The 13,562-nt window shown below is 46.8% G+C and carries 12 protein-coding genes; 10 read left to right on the top strand and 2 right to left on the bottom strand.

Features of this window, described 5'->3' with window-relative positions; genetic code table 11:
• Position 1: 1 nt before the first annotated feature.
• The 9 genes from LZU85_RS07655 to deoD all read left to right on the top strand — a co-directional run bounded on the left by LZU85_RS07655 (position 2) and on the right by deoD (position 9,194).
• Positions 2-658, top strand: coding sequence for a riboflavin synthase (locus LZU85_RS07655; RefSeq protein WP_011078426.1), 657 nt, complete (start codon positions 2-4; stop codon positions 656-658).
• A 97-nt stretch (positions 659-755) separates the two neighbouring features.
• Positions 756-1,865, top strand: coding sequence for a bifunctional 3,4-dihydroxy-2-butanone-4-phosphate synthase/GTP cyclohydrolase II (ribBA, locus tag LZU85_RS07650; protein WP_011078425.1), 1,110 nt, complete (start codon positions 756-758; stop codon positions 1,863-1,865).
• A 113-nt stretch (positions 1,866-1,978) separates the two neighbouring features.
• Entirely contained in the window at positions 1,979-2,116 is a 138-nt protein-coding gene (locus LZU85_RS07645) for a DUF5363 family protein (RefSeq protein ID WP_176298894.1), read from the top strand.
• Positions 2,103-2,900, top strand: a complete 798-nt coding sequence (locus LZU85_RS07640) for a TatD family hydrolase (protein ID WP_237286817.1) — start codon at positions 2,103-2,105, stop codon at positions 2,898-2,900. The genes LZU85_RS07645 and LZU85_RS07640 overlap by 14 nt, the downstream gene beginning before the upstream one ends.
• Positions 2,901-3,104: 204 nt before the next feature.
• A complete protein-coding gene (locus tag LZU85_RS07635; protein ID WP_039554547.1) occupies positions 3,105-4,367 on the top strand; it encodes a NupC/NupG family nucleoside CNT transporter in 1,263 nt (420 codons plus the stop codon).
• 558 nt (positions 4,368-4,925) lie between these two features.
• On the top strand, positions 4,926-5,702 hold the full coding sequence (gene deoC / locus LZU85_RS07630; protein ID WP_011151059.1) for a deoxyribose-phosphate aldolase: 777 nt from the start codon (positions 4,926-4,928) through the stop codon (positions 5,700-5,702).
• Between the two features lie 88 nt (positions 5,703-5,790).
• On the top strand, positions 5,791-7,119 hold the full coding sequence (gene deoA, locus LZU85_RS07625; RefSeq protein ID WP_237286816.1) for a thymidine phosphorylase: 1,329 nt from the start codon (positions 5,791-5,793) through the stop codon (positions 7,117-7,119).
• A gap of 54 nt (positions 7,120-7,173) precedes the next feature.
• On the top strand, positions 7,174-8,394 hold the full coding sequence (locus tag LZU85_RS07620) for a phosphopentomutase (RefSeq protein WP_176298891.1): 1,221 nt from the start codon (positions 7,174-7,176) through the stop codon (positions 8,392-8,394).
• 80 nt (positions 8,395-8,474) lie between these two features.
• Positions 8,475-9,194 carry a purine-nucleoside phosphorylase gene (deoD, locus tag LZU85_RS07615; protein ID WP_011079645.1) on the top strand — a complete coding sequence of 240 codons (720 nt, stop codon included), beginning with the start codon at positions 8,475-8,477 and terminating at the stop codon, positions 9,192-9,194.
• Between the two features lie 104 nt (positions 9,195-9,298).
• Here deoD and LZU85_RS07610 read toward each other — a convergent pair whose 3' ends face one another.
• Positions 9,299-9,910, bottom strand: a complete 612-nt coding sequence (locus LZU85_RS07610) for a YtjB family periplasmic protein (protein WP_237286815.1) — start codon at positions 9,908-9,910, stop codon at positions 9,299-9,301.
• A 106-nt stretch (positions 9,911-10,016) separates the two neighbouring features.
• Here LZU85_RS07610 and serB point away from each other — a divergent pair, with 106 nt between their 5' ends.
• Positions 10,017-10,997: a phosphoserine phosphatase gene (gene serB / locus LZU85_RS07605; RefSeq protein ID WP_080538686.1), complete on the top strand. Its 981-nt coding sequence runs from the start codon at positions 10,017-10,019 to the stop codon at positions 10,995-10,997.
• Positions 10,998-11,089: 92 nt separating this feature from the next.
• On the opposite strand, the gene LZU85_RS07600 is transcribed toward serB, so the two are convergent.
• Entirely contained in the window at positions 11,090-13,438 is a 2,349-nt protein-coding gene (locus LZU85_RS07600; protein WP_176298889.1) for a PilZ domain-containing protein, read from the bottom strand.
• Positions 13,439-13,562: the final 124 nt, after the last annotated feature.

Here is a 13,562-nt window from a genome sequence, read left to right as displayed (position 1 = left end):
TATGTTCACAGGAATTATCGAAGCAGTTGGAACCTTGGCTGCGATTACCCCGAGAGGGGAAGACATTACCGTTACGGTTAATACAGGCAAGCTCGATATGTCGGACGTTAAGTTGGGCGACAGTATTGCCACGAATGGTGTTTGCCTGACGGTGATTGATTTTTCAGACCGTCATTACAGTGCCGATCTCTCGTTAGAGTCTTTAAAGAAAACGGGCTTTGCCAATTATCAAGTGGGTGACAAGGTTAATCTCGAGAAAGCGATGCTGCCTACCACCCGTTTTGGTGGTCATATTGTTTCTGGCCATGTGGATGGCGTTGGTGAAATTGTTGAGCGTAATCAGGTTGGTCGTGCTATCGAGTTTTGGGTCGCAATGCCTGAGAGTTTGAGTAAATACGTTGCGGAAAAAGGCTCAATCACCGTTGATGGGATCAGCTTGACCGTAAATGATCTACGTAAGAACGCGTTTAAACTGACCATCGTTCCTCATACGGGAGACGAAACCACGATTAATGATTTCCAAGTGGGGCGCAAAGTCAACTTAGAAGTGGATGTTCTCGCTCGCTACATGGAACGTTTGTTACTTGGTCAACAAGCACAATCCAATGACGAGTCCCGCATCACCATGGAATTCTTGCAACAGAATGGTTTTGCTTAGTTCACAGAATGTTAGCCCACAGGTTGACACTCGGTAACGATGAATCAGACTAGTGTCTATCAGCGTTTTAGCGCTTAAATTGACAGGAAATATCGCTATGCCAATCAGTACACCCCAAGAGATCATTGAAGACATTCGTTTGGGCAAAATGGTCATCCTAATGGACGATGAAGACCGCGAAAACGAAGGTGATTTGATTATGGCGGCGGAGCACATTACGCCAGAAGCCATCAACTTTATGGCCAAATATGGTCGCGGTTTGATCTGCTTGACCATGACCAAAGAGCGTTGTCAGCGTCTTGGATTACCACCAATGGTGCAAGATAACAACGCGCAATACACCACCAACTTCACTGTTTCCATCGAAGCGGCGGAAGGCGTGACAACAGGCATTTCCGCAGCGGATCGTGCTCGTACCGTTCAAGCGGCAGTCGCAAAAGAAGCCAAAGCGGCAGACTTGGTGCAACCGGGGCACATTTTCCCATTAGCCGCGCAAGATGGTGGCGTGTTGACTCGCGCGGGTCATACTGAGGCGGGCTGCGACCTTGCTCGTTTGGCGGGTTTCGAACCAGCCTCTGTTATCGTTGAAATTCTGAATGACGATGGCACCATGGCGCGCCGCCCTGATTTGGAAGTGTTTGCTGAGCAGCATGGTCTCAAACTTGGCACCATTGCCGATTTGATTGAGTATCGAAACAACACGGAAACCACGATTGAGCGCGTTGCTGAGTGCAAGCTACCCACTGAGTTTGGTGAGTTTGATCTCGTGACCTACCGCGACACCATTGATAATCAAATTCACTTTGCTTTGCGTAAAGGTACGATGGGTGATCAAACACCACTGGTTCGTGTTCACTTACAAGACACCTTTACCGATTTACTGCGCAGCGATCGCAATGCTGAGCGCAGTTGGACGCTTGATAAAGCGATGAAGCGTATTGGCCAAGAAGGGGGCGTTTTGGTGATTCTGGGCAATGAAGAGTCGCCTGAGCTGCTGATCCACCGCGTCAAAATGTTTGAAGCTCAAGACAAAGAAGAGGCACCTAAATTGGCCAAGAAGCAGGGCACTTCACGTCGTGTTGGTGTTGGCTCGCAAATTCTTGCAGACTTAGGTGTGCACGACATGCGTCTACTTTCTTCCAGCAACAAGAAATACCATGCCCTTGGCGGTTTTGGTCTGAACGTTGTTGAGTATGTGTGTGAATAACACCACTTCTAAAAAAACGCAGCGAAAATAACGCTGCGTTTTTTTTAGGCAAAAGTGAAAGAAGAATCGACAGTTGGGCATGTTCAGCTGGATGCAGCTCGGAGGTAATCGATATGCAATGGTGGAAAAAGTGGTTAAAGCGCTACGATGACTGGTGCAAAGAGATGGGATTAACACCTGAACAAAAGCGCAGTTGTGTACCATACAAAAAAGATCCTGCGCGAGAAAAGAAAAGCGATGAAACTGTTTGATACGCATTGCCATCTCGATTTTGATGTTTTCGAACCAGCGCGCTCGCAGCATCTTCAAAGAGGGCTTGAGGTTGGTGTAGAGCGTTTGTTACTGCCATCCGTTGGCCCCGATAACTGGCAAAAAGTAAAAACACTGGCGCAATGGTCTGCAATGCCATCTGAACAGACTCGGCCAGCAATCTTTTATGCGTTGGGCTTTCATCCCTATTATCTGACGGCGGATTATCAGCAAAAACAAAGTGATCTCGTGGCTTTGTTGGACGAGCGTGACGCTCGCTGCGTAGCCATCGGGGAATGCGGTTTGGATGATGGGGTTGAACAAGACGCTGTATTGCAAGAGCAGGCATTGATCTACCAGCTTGATTTGGCCAAGCAGTATCAACTGCCGGTTATATTGCACAATCGGCGATGCCACAATCGACTCATTCAATTAGTCAAAGCAGCCCGGTTGCCAAAAGGCGGCGTTATCCATGCGTTTTCGGGTAGCTATGAGCAGGGAATGGAGTGGATACGTTTGGGTTTTTATCTTGGGGTCGGCGGAACCATTACCTACCCCAGAGCGAACAAAACGCGCCATGCGGTCTGTCGACTCCCCTTAGAAAAACTGCTGCTTGAAACTGATGCGCCAGATATGCCCATCTTTGGCTTTCAAGGAAAGCTCAATACCCCCTCTCAGATTATTCATCCTCTCAATGAGTTGGGTTTGTTGCATAATCAAACAAGGCAAACGATTGCCTCTCAAATCTGGAAAAATAGCAATTCCCTGTTCTCTATCTGTGAATGAAATCTAATAAACGTGTTCAAATGAAATTCCATTCTGTATGTTATTGTGAATTTGCTCACAAATGACAGTGAATTAGCGATGAATCTTATGGGAAAGTGTGAAGGTGGCATTACTTTAATTATTGGGGCATGAGTATAATGGCCCCGCTTAATAGCTCCATTTTGTAACACGCCAATAAATAACTTAATAAGGAAGTCATAAACTATGAGCCTGTTTATGAGCCTAGTCGGTATGGCAGTATTGCTAGGAATTGCATTACTACTGTCAGATAACCGTAAAGCTATCAATCTTAGAACTGTGGCTGGCGCTTTTGCTATCCAATTCATCATCGGTGGTTTCGTTCTTTACGTACCATGGGGTCGTGATCTACTGGCGGGTTTCTCTGCTGGTGTTCAAAACGTGATCGACTACGGTAAAGACGGTACTGGTTTCTTGTTCGGCAGCCTAGTTAACTTCTCAGTTGACGGTATCGGCTTCATCTTTGCTTTCCAAGTACTACCAACACTGATTTTCTTCTCAGCACTTATCTCTGTACTTTACTACATTGGTGTGATGCAGTGGGTTATCAAGATCCTAGGTGGCGGTCTTCAGAAAGCACTAGGTACTTCTCGTGCCGAGTCAATGTCTGCAGCAGCTAACATCTTCGTTGGTCAAACTGAAGCACCACTAGTGGTTCGTCCGTTTGTACCAAAAATGACTCAATCTGAGCTATTTGCAGTAATGTGTGGTGGTCTAGCGTCTGTTGCTGGTGGTGTACTAGCAGGTTACGCATCTATGGGTGTACCTCTAGAGTACCTTGTAGCAGCATCATTCATGGCAGCACCTGGTGGTCTATTGTTCGCTAAAATCATCAAACCTGAAGTCGATACGCCTAAAGAAGATCTAGGCTCAGACATTGACGGCGGTGATGACAAGCCAGCGAACGTTATCGATGCAGCAGCAGGCGGTGCATCAGTTGGTCTACAACTAGCACTAAACGTTGGTGCAATGCTACTAGCGTTCATTGGTCTAATTGCAATGATCAACGGCCTGTTAGGCTGGGCTGGTGGTTGGTTCGGTATGGAAAACCTAACGCTCGAACTGATCCTAGGTTGGGTATTTGCTCCACTTGCGTTCTTAATCGGTGTGCCATGGGAAGAAGCAACATTTGCAGGTTCTTTCATCGGCCAAAAACTGGTTGTGAACGAATTCGTAGCATACCTAAACTTCGTACCTTACGTAGGTGAAAATGCTCAGGTTATTCCAGCAACTGGTGCTGTAATGTCTGAGAAGACTCAAGCAATCATCGCTTTTGCACTATGTGGTTTCGCAAACCTTTCTTCTATCGCGATTCTACTAGGTGGTCTAGGTGGTCTAGCGCCAAACCGTCGTCACGACATCGCTCGTATGGGTGTTAAAGCGGTTGCAGCGGGGACGCTGTCTAACCTAATGGCAGCGACCATTGCTGGCTTCTTCCTGTCTTTCTAATTTAGTTAAGAGAAAGCATTTATAGACGCCGTTTAAATCCGCCCCGTAGCAAGAGATTGCTGCGGGGCGTTTTCAGTTTTTAGCGCCAGTGAAGGTGACGCATTGAGCAAACGTTCACTTGTGTGAGAGGCTGAGTTTTTTTGAGATACAAACCGTTTGCGCTCTATTTGGCACTACAGTTTTGCGATGAAACTCTATAATGTAGTAATCAGACCAGAGGGATTAGGCTTGCTGAGCCAATCACCTGCTGAATAGATGAGTTTGTAAGGGCAATGAAATGCCCAAACATAACAGAGTTGAATAACAAGGTAGGATGCCTTGCTTAACTTCTGATATGCAAGACACCGCAATCATAGATTGTTGTGCCATAGGCCAAATTGGTACTGTGCGGTGACAGGGATAGCAATTGGTAGTTGTAATGATTACCGAGTCTTCAAGGAACCAAGTCCGTTCATCAATGACTGTTTAGCAAAGACCTTTTTTGCTGTTTTATCGTTGTGATGTGAACAGAAAAAGGGGCTGAGTAGTAAAATTTTTGAATATTGATCGGAGATAGAAATGAGCGATTTGAAAGCAGCAGCGCTACGTGCACTGAAACTTATGGACCTAACAACGCTAAATGACGACGACACTGATGCAAAAGTGATCGCACTTTGTCACGACGCCAAAACGCCTGTAGGTAACACGGCAGCGATTTGTATTTACCCTCGCTTTATTCCTATTGCTAAGAAGACACTTCGTGAGCAAGGTACACCAGAAGTTCGCATTGCAACGGTAACGAACTTCCCACACGGCAATGACGACATCGAAATCGCAGTCGCTGAAACCAAAGCAGCGGTCGCTTACGGTGCCGATGAAGTTGACGTGGTTTTCCCATACCGCGCATTGATGGCTGGTGATGAGAAAGTGGGCTTCGAATTGGTTAAGCAATGTAAAGAAGCATGTGGCGACATTCTTTTGAAAGTCATCATCGAAACCGGCGAATTGAAAGAAGAAGCGTTGATTAAGAAAGCATCGCAAATCTGTATTGAAGCGGGTGCAGACTTTATCAAAACATCAACAGGTAAAGTGCCAGTCAACGCAACGCCAGAATACGCACGCATGATGCTTGAAGTGATTCGTGACATGGGCGTGGCTGAGAAAGTTGGCTTTAAACCTGCTGGTGGTGTACGCACTGCGGAAGACGCAGCGGCTTACCTAGCAATGGCAGATGACATCCTAGGTTCTGAGTGGGCGGATAATATGCACTACCGTTTTGGTGCATCTAGCTTGCTAACCAACCTACTAAATACATTAGAAGTAACAGACCAAGTCGCTGATCCTGCAGCGTACTAATTCTAATAACGTCTGAACGTGGTGTGAAAGCACCACGTTACCTTCTTATCCTACTTTTACCATGGCCCATTGGGCTTGGGAGGCTCTAATGTATTTACCTCAAGAAATTATTCGTAAAAAACGCGACGGCGAAGCGCTGACTGCCGACGAAATTAACTTTTTTATCCAAGGTGTGGCGAACAATACGGTCTCTGAAGGTCAGATTGCCGCGTTTGCGATGACCATCTTTTTCAATGAAATGACGATGCCTGAACGTATTGCCCTAACGTGTGCAATGCGAGATTCTGGCATGGTGATTGATTGGAGCCACATGAACTTTGGTGGCCCAATCGTTGATAAACACTCTACCGGCGGTGTGGGCGATGTGACCTCTTTAATGCTTGGCCCTATGGTGGCAGCATGTGGTGGTTTCGTGCCGATGATCTCTGGTCGTGGCTTGGGCCATACTGGCGGTACGTTAGATAAACTGGAAGCGATTCCTGGCTACAACATCACACCAAGCAACGACGTATTCGGTCAAGTGACCAAAGAAGCGGGTGTGGCGATCATCGGCCAAACGGGCGACCTTGCACCAGCAGACAAACGAGTTTATGCCACTCGTGATATTACGGCGACGGTGGACAACATCTCACTGATCACCGCTTCCATTCTGTCTAAGAAATTGGCGGCAGGCCTTGAATCTTTAGTGATGGATGTGAAAGTCGGTTCGGGCGCCTTTATGCCGACTTACGAAGCTTCAGAAGAATTGGCGAAATCCATTGTGGCGGTGGCGAATGGAGCGGGCACTAAGACGACGGCGATTTTGACCGACATGAACCAAGTATTGGCTTCTTCTGCGGGTAACGCTGTCGAAGTTCGTGAAGCGGTTCGTTTCCTTAAAGGTGAATATCGTAACCCTCGTTTGCTTGAAGTCACGATGGCGTCATGTGCAGAAATGTTGGTACTTGGTAAATTGGCTGAGAACACCGAAGATGCACGTGCGAAATTGATGGAAGCACTGGATAACGGTAAAGCGGCAGAGTGCTTTGGTAAGATGGTGGCAGGTTTGGGTGGTCCGGTTGACTTTATGGACAACTACGACAACTACCTCGATAAAGCTGAAATCATTAAGCCTGTTTACGCCAAAGAGACCGGCGTGGTGTCTGCAATGGATACTCGCGCTATTGGTATGGCGGTGGTGGCGATGGGCGGTGGACGCCGCGTTGCAACGGACAGCATCGATTACGCGGTAGGTTTTGATCAGTTTATCCGTTTGGGCGAAATCGCAAGCAGCGAAAAACCACTGGCGATGATTCACGCTCGTAACGAAGCGCAATGGCAAGAAGCCGCGAATGCACTACAAGCAGCGATTAAGGTGGGTGGTGAGTACACACCAACACCAGACGTATATCGTCAAATTCGCCAAGAAGATATTTAATGACTATTGGGCCTATTACTGCCATGGGGTGGTAATAGGCCTGAGGAAGAAGCAATGAAAAGAGCATTTATTTTAGTACTAGACTCCTTTGGTATTGGCGCAACCGCAGATGCGAAAGAGTTTGGTGATGTCGGTTCAGATACCCTAGGCCATATTGCTGACCAATGTGAGCAGGGCTTGGCAAACAATGATCAACGCCAAGGGGCTCTTCGTCTGCCAAATCTGTCCAAACTCGGTCTGGCGATGGCGCACAAAGAGTCAACGGGTCGTTTTGCACCAGGATTAGATGCGGATGCAGAAATCATCGGTGCCTACGGTCATGCCGCGGAGCTTTCTTCTGGTAAAGACACACCGTCTGGTCACTGGGAAATTGCTGGCGTCCCTGTTTTGTTTGAATGGGGTTACTTCACTGACAAAGCAAACAGCTTCCCAAAAGAGTTAACGGATCGCATTCTTGCTCGTGCAGGTATTGATGGATTCCTAGGTAACTGCCACGCCTCTGGTACGCAAGTTCTGGATGACCTAGGCGAAGAGCACATGAAGACTGGTCAGCCAATTTTCTACACCTCTGCGGACTCTGTATTCCAAATCGCTTGTCACGAAGAGACATTCGGCCTTGACCGTCTACTTGAGCTTTGCCAAATCGCTCGTGAAGAGCTAGCAGACTACAACATTGGTCGTGTCATTGCGCGTCCGTTTATTGGCCCGGGTAAAGGGCAGTTTGAGCGTACCGGTAACCGTCGAGATCTTTCTGTTGAGCCGCCATCAGCGACCGTCCTACAGAAATTGGCTGAGGAAAAGCAAGGCCAAGTGGTGTCTATTGGTAAGATTGCGGATATCTACGCAAACTGCGGTATCACCAAGAAAGTGAAAGCAACAGGCATTCCTGCGCTGTTTGAAGCGACACTTGAGCAAATTAAACAAGCGGGTGACAACACCATCGTGTTCACCAACTTTGTTGATTTTGACTCTGCTTACGGCCACCGTCGTGATGTTGCGGGTTACGCAGCGGCACTGGAGTACTTCGATGGTCGTATCCACGAAGTGATGGAACTGATGCAAGAAGATGACATCCTGATCCTGACGGCTGACCACGGCTGTGACCCAACGTGGCCAGGTACGGACCACACTCGCGAGCACATCCCAGTGCTTGTGTATGGTCCAAAAGTCCCTGCCGGTTCACTTGGTCGTCGCGAAACGTTCGCGGATATCGGTCAAACTCTGGCAAGCTACTTTGGCACATCGCCAATGGATTACGGCAAAAACTTTTTGTAATCCAGAACTATAATTGAACTTATCGAATAGAGAGGGTGCCTCTCTATTCTTTTGTGATTGAAATACAAGGAAACGAAAACATGGCAACTCCACATATTAATGCTGAAATGGGTGATTTTGCAGATGTTGTACTGATGCCGGGTGACCCGCTACGTGCAAAATACATTGCAGAAACCTTCCTGGAAGACGTGGTTCAGGTTTGTGATGTACGTAATATGTATGGTTTCACTGGTACTTACAAAGGTCGTAAAGTATCGGTAATGGGTCATGGTATGGGTATCCCATCGTGCTCAATTTACGCCACTGAGCTTATCAAAGACTACGGTGTGAAGAAGATCATCCGTGTGGGTAGCTGTGGTGCTGTAAGCACGGACATCAAAGTACGCGATGTTGTGATCGGCATGGGTGCATGTACCGATTCCAAAGTAAACCGCATCCGTTTTAAAGGTCATGACTTTGCGGCGATTGCTGACTACAAAATGGTCAAAGCAGCAGAAGAAGCGGCGAAAGCGCGTGGTATCGATGTGAAAGTGGGTAACCTGTTCTCTGCTGAACTGTTCTACACGCCAGATCCAGAAATGTTCGACGTGATGGACAAATACGGCATTGTCGGCGTAGAAATGGAAGCGGCGGGCATCTACGGTGTTGCTGCGGAATACGGCGCAAAAGCGCTGACGATTTGTACGGTTTCTGACCACATCAAGACTGGTGAGCAAACCACATCAGAAGAGCGTCAGAATACCTTCAATGACATGATGATTGTTGCGTTGGATTCTGTATTGCTTGGTGATGCAGAATAATTCGCTTCAAGAAAAGACGTAAAAAGAAAGCCTGCACTCGTTGTGCAGGCTTTTTTATGAGGATTTGGTCGATAAAAACCTTGGTCCATAAAAACCTTGGTCCATTAAGAAGGTTCTTTATGGCTAAGCAGTAAGTTTTCGACTTTAGTTTGCGGTTTTTTACGCAAAATAAGCATAAACAGCATGCCACTGACAAAGCTCATCAAAATCATCAAAAACATATAACGGTCAATTTTGCGGTAGTGATGATCGGAGAAGGCAGTCACTTTGCCTGTCTCGAAGGTAATGCGAATAAAACCGACGATACTGTTGTCAGCAAATACGGGTTCCACCAACTGCTGACGTCCAATGGCAGCCGTTGCCAGTGGGGTGTCCAATCCCAATACCTCTCGTACTGCGAGCGACTTGTCACTGGATGCCAAGCGAATGCCATGGGAGTCATAGACAGTTGCATCAAATACCAGACGTTCCTTTGCGAGTTGATCTGTCAGCTTCAATAGTTGTTCTTGATCTTTAGACAAAATCATTTCACTTGCTGAAAGAGCCGCTTGAGAGATCAGAACTTTCGTTAGCGTTTCTAGTTGCTGCGCTTGGATCTTCTCATTCCCTTTACTGATCACCACGCTGTTTTTAATGGTGACGAAAAACATCACACCTAATAATAGTAGGGCGACCACTCTCAAAGCATTTCGTAGTGAAAACAGAGACTCTTTCATATCGAGGCATGAACTCTTTTAATATCGGAATAAATGCAAGTTTGGGGCTTGCCTTTTTAAATTGCAATAGGGTAACGTTTGTGAAGGTTCATAAAGGATTAATACCATGGAAGCGTTAAAAACCTTGCCATTTAGAAGGCACACACAACTGTTAACTCGTTTGCCAGAAACTCGTTTTGCCACGCAATGGGACAAAAGTAAAGCCAACTGGATTGTTTATGCTGAGTATTTAGCGCCCGGACACTTTGAAGATATCGATTTTTTTACGGGGGGCTACAACCCGATTATTGATACTTGGAAAGTGGGCTACTACGAAGTGGCGCTTATGGCAGGAGAACTGACTGCAGAGCATGAAAAAATTCTTCAAGCGCTTCAACTTGATTACGCTTGCTTGACCGATGTGCCCGACCTTTCTAAGCCAGGGCTAATTGTGTTAGACATGGATTCCACAGCAATACAAATCGAGTGTATTGATGAGATCGCCAAACTGGCGGGAGTCGGTGAGGAGGTGGCGGAAGTGACAGAGCGCGCGATGCAAGGTGAGCTCGATTTTGAGCAGAGTCTGCGTCAGCGAGTAGGCAAATTAAAAGGAGCGGACGAGTCCATTCTCGACAGTGTTCGTCAGACATTGCCTTTCATGCCGGATTTGGTGGCATTAATCCACACCTTAAAAGGCTTTGGTTGGAAAACCGCTATTGCGTCAGGTGGCTTTACTTATTTTTCAGACTATTTGAAAGAGACACTGCAGTTGGATCATGCGCAATCGAATCAGTTGGAAATTGTGCAAGGTAAGCTGACTGGCAACGTCTTGGGTGAAGTGGTCTCTGCGCAAACCAAAGCGGATATTTTAATCGAGTTGGCGGAGCAGTTTGAGGTGGAGATGCACAACACCATTGCTGTCGGTGACGGGGCGAACGACTTGGTGATGATGAATGCGGCAGGGCTGGGCATCGCTTATCACGCTAAACCGAAAGTTGAGCAGCAAGCACAAACGGCAGTGCGTTTTGCAGGGCTTGGCGGAATTTTGTGTATTCTTTCCGGTATTCTCGCCAAGCAACAAAAAATCAGTTGGCAAAGCAAACCGTAACTGAAGAATGTTAAATATAAACATGGGCAGAATCGTTCTGCCCATGATTATCTCGAAAGAAAAACCGTCTCAAACCAGCGCCACAGAGTCGCTTAATTTGTCAGTTCAAGTCGTACCAAAATCTCTTCTGTCACTTCCTCTATCTCACAGTAGCCAACCAATGTTGCCAGTTCCTTTTCCAGTTTGCTGGCCTGATGCATGCTGAGTTGAGACAGTTCATTCAGATCTTTTTGTAACAGGGAAGTCATCGGGCTGAAAATCGGCGAGGTGGACAGCCGCAGTACATAAAACTCGCCCGACATCTGTGCTTTTTTAATAAATAGGATGCGTTCTTTGACGCTATCAAACTCGTTCGTCAACTTTGTTTGTACTGCTTTGATTTTGTCGCCAAATTTTGCCACTGCGATGTAAATATCGTGGTGGTGTGGCTCAGCCCCTTCAATGCGTTTCGTCGGATTGGCGATTAAGGTGTTTGAACGACCTTTATAGAGCGGTTCTAAAGAGAAATTCTCTTTGTGCCCTAGCTTTGCCAATACCATTAAATGCTTTTCCAGTGGGAAGTTAACCCCGATGGCCTTGGTTCTGTAGCCCGATTGCATCTTACTGATGAACACTGGCGTGCTGACCATTTTGGACAGCAAAATGCCGTGCAACGATTCGAGCAGCTCATTACTTGGTAAGATCTCGTTTTGTGGTTTGAGCTTATCTTGGTTGTGTTCGATGATGCTATTGAAAAACGCAATGGTTTTCATCGTTTGGCTGTTTTCATCAATCACCAGTTGCACTTGCTTGTTGTCTGGGCTGACGCGAACCACACGATAAGGGATTTTGTCCAATGGCAGCTTTTTATCGTAGAGCTGCAGTTCATGTAGGTTGATCTCGACCTCTTCAGACGACACCAACTCAAGTGGCGCATCCAAGGTGAGGCTCAATCCTCGCTTGGATAGATCGATCGTCTTACCTCTCACCGCCAAGCCGTCTGTTTTGGTCAGCGTAAGCGGTGATTGAAAACGATAGCGAGGTTCTTTTCGACGAGACTGTGCATCAAAGAAAATCCCTTTTGGGGAGCCGATGATTTTCCGCGTATGACGAAAAGCATTTAAGGTGCTCGATGGCAGTCGAGGCTTTTCGGTAAAGAGATAGTCTGCGCCATTCGAGTTGTCCGCAATTTCTTGCAAAATCCCACAATGCGTTAACCCGGAAGAGGCTTCGGCTAACTCTTGCGAGAAGCTGCCGAGTTGTTGACGTTCGTTTTCACTGAGTTCAAAAATGGAAATACGGAATGCCCGCCAACTGGCTCGTTTGGCGCCAAGATGCCAAAACAGCTGTCTTTGTTCCCGTGTGGCCTCGGGCATGAGCATGGAGTAAAAAAAGTTTTTCCCTTCATGTTCATGAGTAAACGCATAAATAACGTTACTTGCACCTTTGAGCCCCGGTCGCATTAGCATCGACATTCGCTGTGAGTTAAACAGTGAACCAAAGACCTGTTGGTTTCGTTCATCATGCCAGTATTGCCAAATTGGCATATTGTTTGGCGTGAGCATGGCGAGCTTGAGCTCATCGCCTTGGAAGAACAGCGGTAAGTTGCAAGTGTGCTTGAGATAAATATGTTCGTAGCCCCGCGTTCTTGCTCGAATGATTTTGTCTTGGTTATCGTGTCGGGCGCGTTTGGCTGAGCTATTTAAAGACTCATCGATCACTCTTGAGACAACATTGGTGTCCGTTAGGCGTAAGCAACGAAGAAACTTAACCGCATCGTTTTCATAAGAATCTTCAACAGCCAAAACTCGGTACTCGATCGGCTTGTTGACATGTGCAATTTCTGAGGTTTTGGCCAACTCACTAAAGGTAATTTGGATCACTTCACCAAGGTTGTAGTTAAATGCACTCGGTACTTTGAACTTTGCACCCGAAGCAGAGAGGTCGACACTGACGCCGTGGAGCAATTGCCCCTTTGATAATGTGATGTCGACTTGGGAGTGCACTCTGAGACGTTTTTCTTGGCGTTTGAGATCGTAACCAAGATGGACAGCTTCGGCCTCAAAAGGGCTGACGGAATCGCTCATTCCCTGATTGCTGGCCGGTTGACTACCTTTACCTAAGGCGCGGAAACTGTTGCGTGTGTTGATTAACGCTTCCCACACGCCTTCGGTATAGCCACCAAATTTGCGCGTGTTTTTGTAGTAAGCATTAAAGGCGACATCATCAAACCAATGTTTGATGCCGTCAATTTCGTATTCCCGACAATCGCCCTGGACTCGGCCACGCAAGTCTACGCTCTTTTTACAAGGCGCCATGACACGATTTAATTCCATTTTTACCAGTAATTTAGCAGACGGAGGGTGGCCTTCGGTCAATTGACCAAGGACAAAATCAAAGTCTTCCGCGTGATAAACCGGGATAAGCCTTTCCGCGATTGAGAGAATTTCAGCTTGTTCCATTTTTTCTGTTAAAGTAGCTGCTTATTAAAAGAGTATCGGCAAAGTGTTAATAAACTTAAGTATAACAGCACATTGTTTGAGGTTTAACGGATCAGTGGTCTAACTAGGTCACAAGCTTGAAAAT

Origin of the sequence: Vibrio floridensis (assembly GCF_021852965.1) — a bacterium.
GTDB classification, from domain to species: Bacteria; Pseudomonadota; Gammaproteobacteria; order Enterobacterales; family Vibrionaceae; genus Vibrio; species Vibrio floridensis.
The sequence above is the reverse complement of the archived record's forward strand: the minus strand, read 5'-3'. Positions and strand labels throughout refer to the sequence as shown.

What these genes read in the sequence shown, in the direction of transcription:
- deoA (WP_237286816.1), top strand. Translation starts at nt 5,791, where the DNA reads ATGTATTTACCTCAAGAAATTATTCGTAAAAAACGCGACGGCGAAGCG.
- LZU85_RS07600 (WP_176298889.1), bottom strand. Translation starts at nt 13,438, where the DNA reads ATGGAACAAGCTGAAATTCTCTCAATCGCGGAAAGGCTTATCCCGGTT.
- LZU85_RS07655 (WP_011078426.1), top strand. Translation starts at nt 2, where the DNA reads ATGTTCACAGGAATTATCGAAGCAGTTGGAACCTTGGCTGCGATTACC.
- deoD (WP_011079645.1), top strand. Translation starts at nt 8,475, where the DNA reads ATGGCAACTCCACATATTAATGCTGAAATGGGTGATTTTGCAGATGTT.
- serB (WP_080538686.1), top strand. Translation starts at nt 10,017, where the DNA reads ATGGAAGCGTTAAAAACCTTGCCATTTAGAAGGCACACACAACTGTTA.
- ribBA (WP_011078425.1), top strand. Translation starts at nt 756, where the DNA reads ATGCCAATCAGTACACCCCAAGAGATCATTGAAGACATTCGTTTGGGC.
- LZU85_RS07635 (WP_039554547.1), top strand. Translation starts at nt 3,105, where the DNA reads ATGAGCCTGTTTATGAGCCTAGTCGGTATGGCAGTATTGCTAGGAATT.
- LZU85_RS07620 (WP_176298891.1), top strand. Translation starts at nt 7,174, where the DNA reads ATGAAAAGAGCATTTATTTTAGTACTAGACTCCTTTGGTATTGGCGCA.
- LZU85_RS07610 (WP_237286815.1), bottom strand. Translation starts at nt 9,910, where the DNA reads ATGAAAGAGTCTCTGTTTTCACTACGAAATGCTTTGAGAGTGGTCGCC.
- LZU85_RS07645 (WP_176298894.1), top strand. Translation starts at nt 1,979, where the DNA reads ATGCAATGGTGGAAAAAGTGGTTAAAGCGCTACGATGACTGGTGCAAA.
- deoC (WP_011151059.1), top strand. Translation starts at nt 4,926, where the DNA reads ATGAGCGATTTGAAAGCAGCAGCGCTACGTGCACTGAAACTTATGGAC.
- LZU85_RS07640 (WP_237286817.1), top strand. Translation starts at nt 2,103, where the DNA reads ATGAAACTGTTTGATACGCATTGCCATCTCGATTTTGATGTTTTCGAA.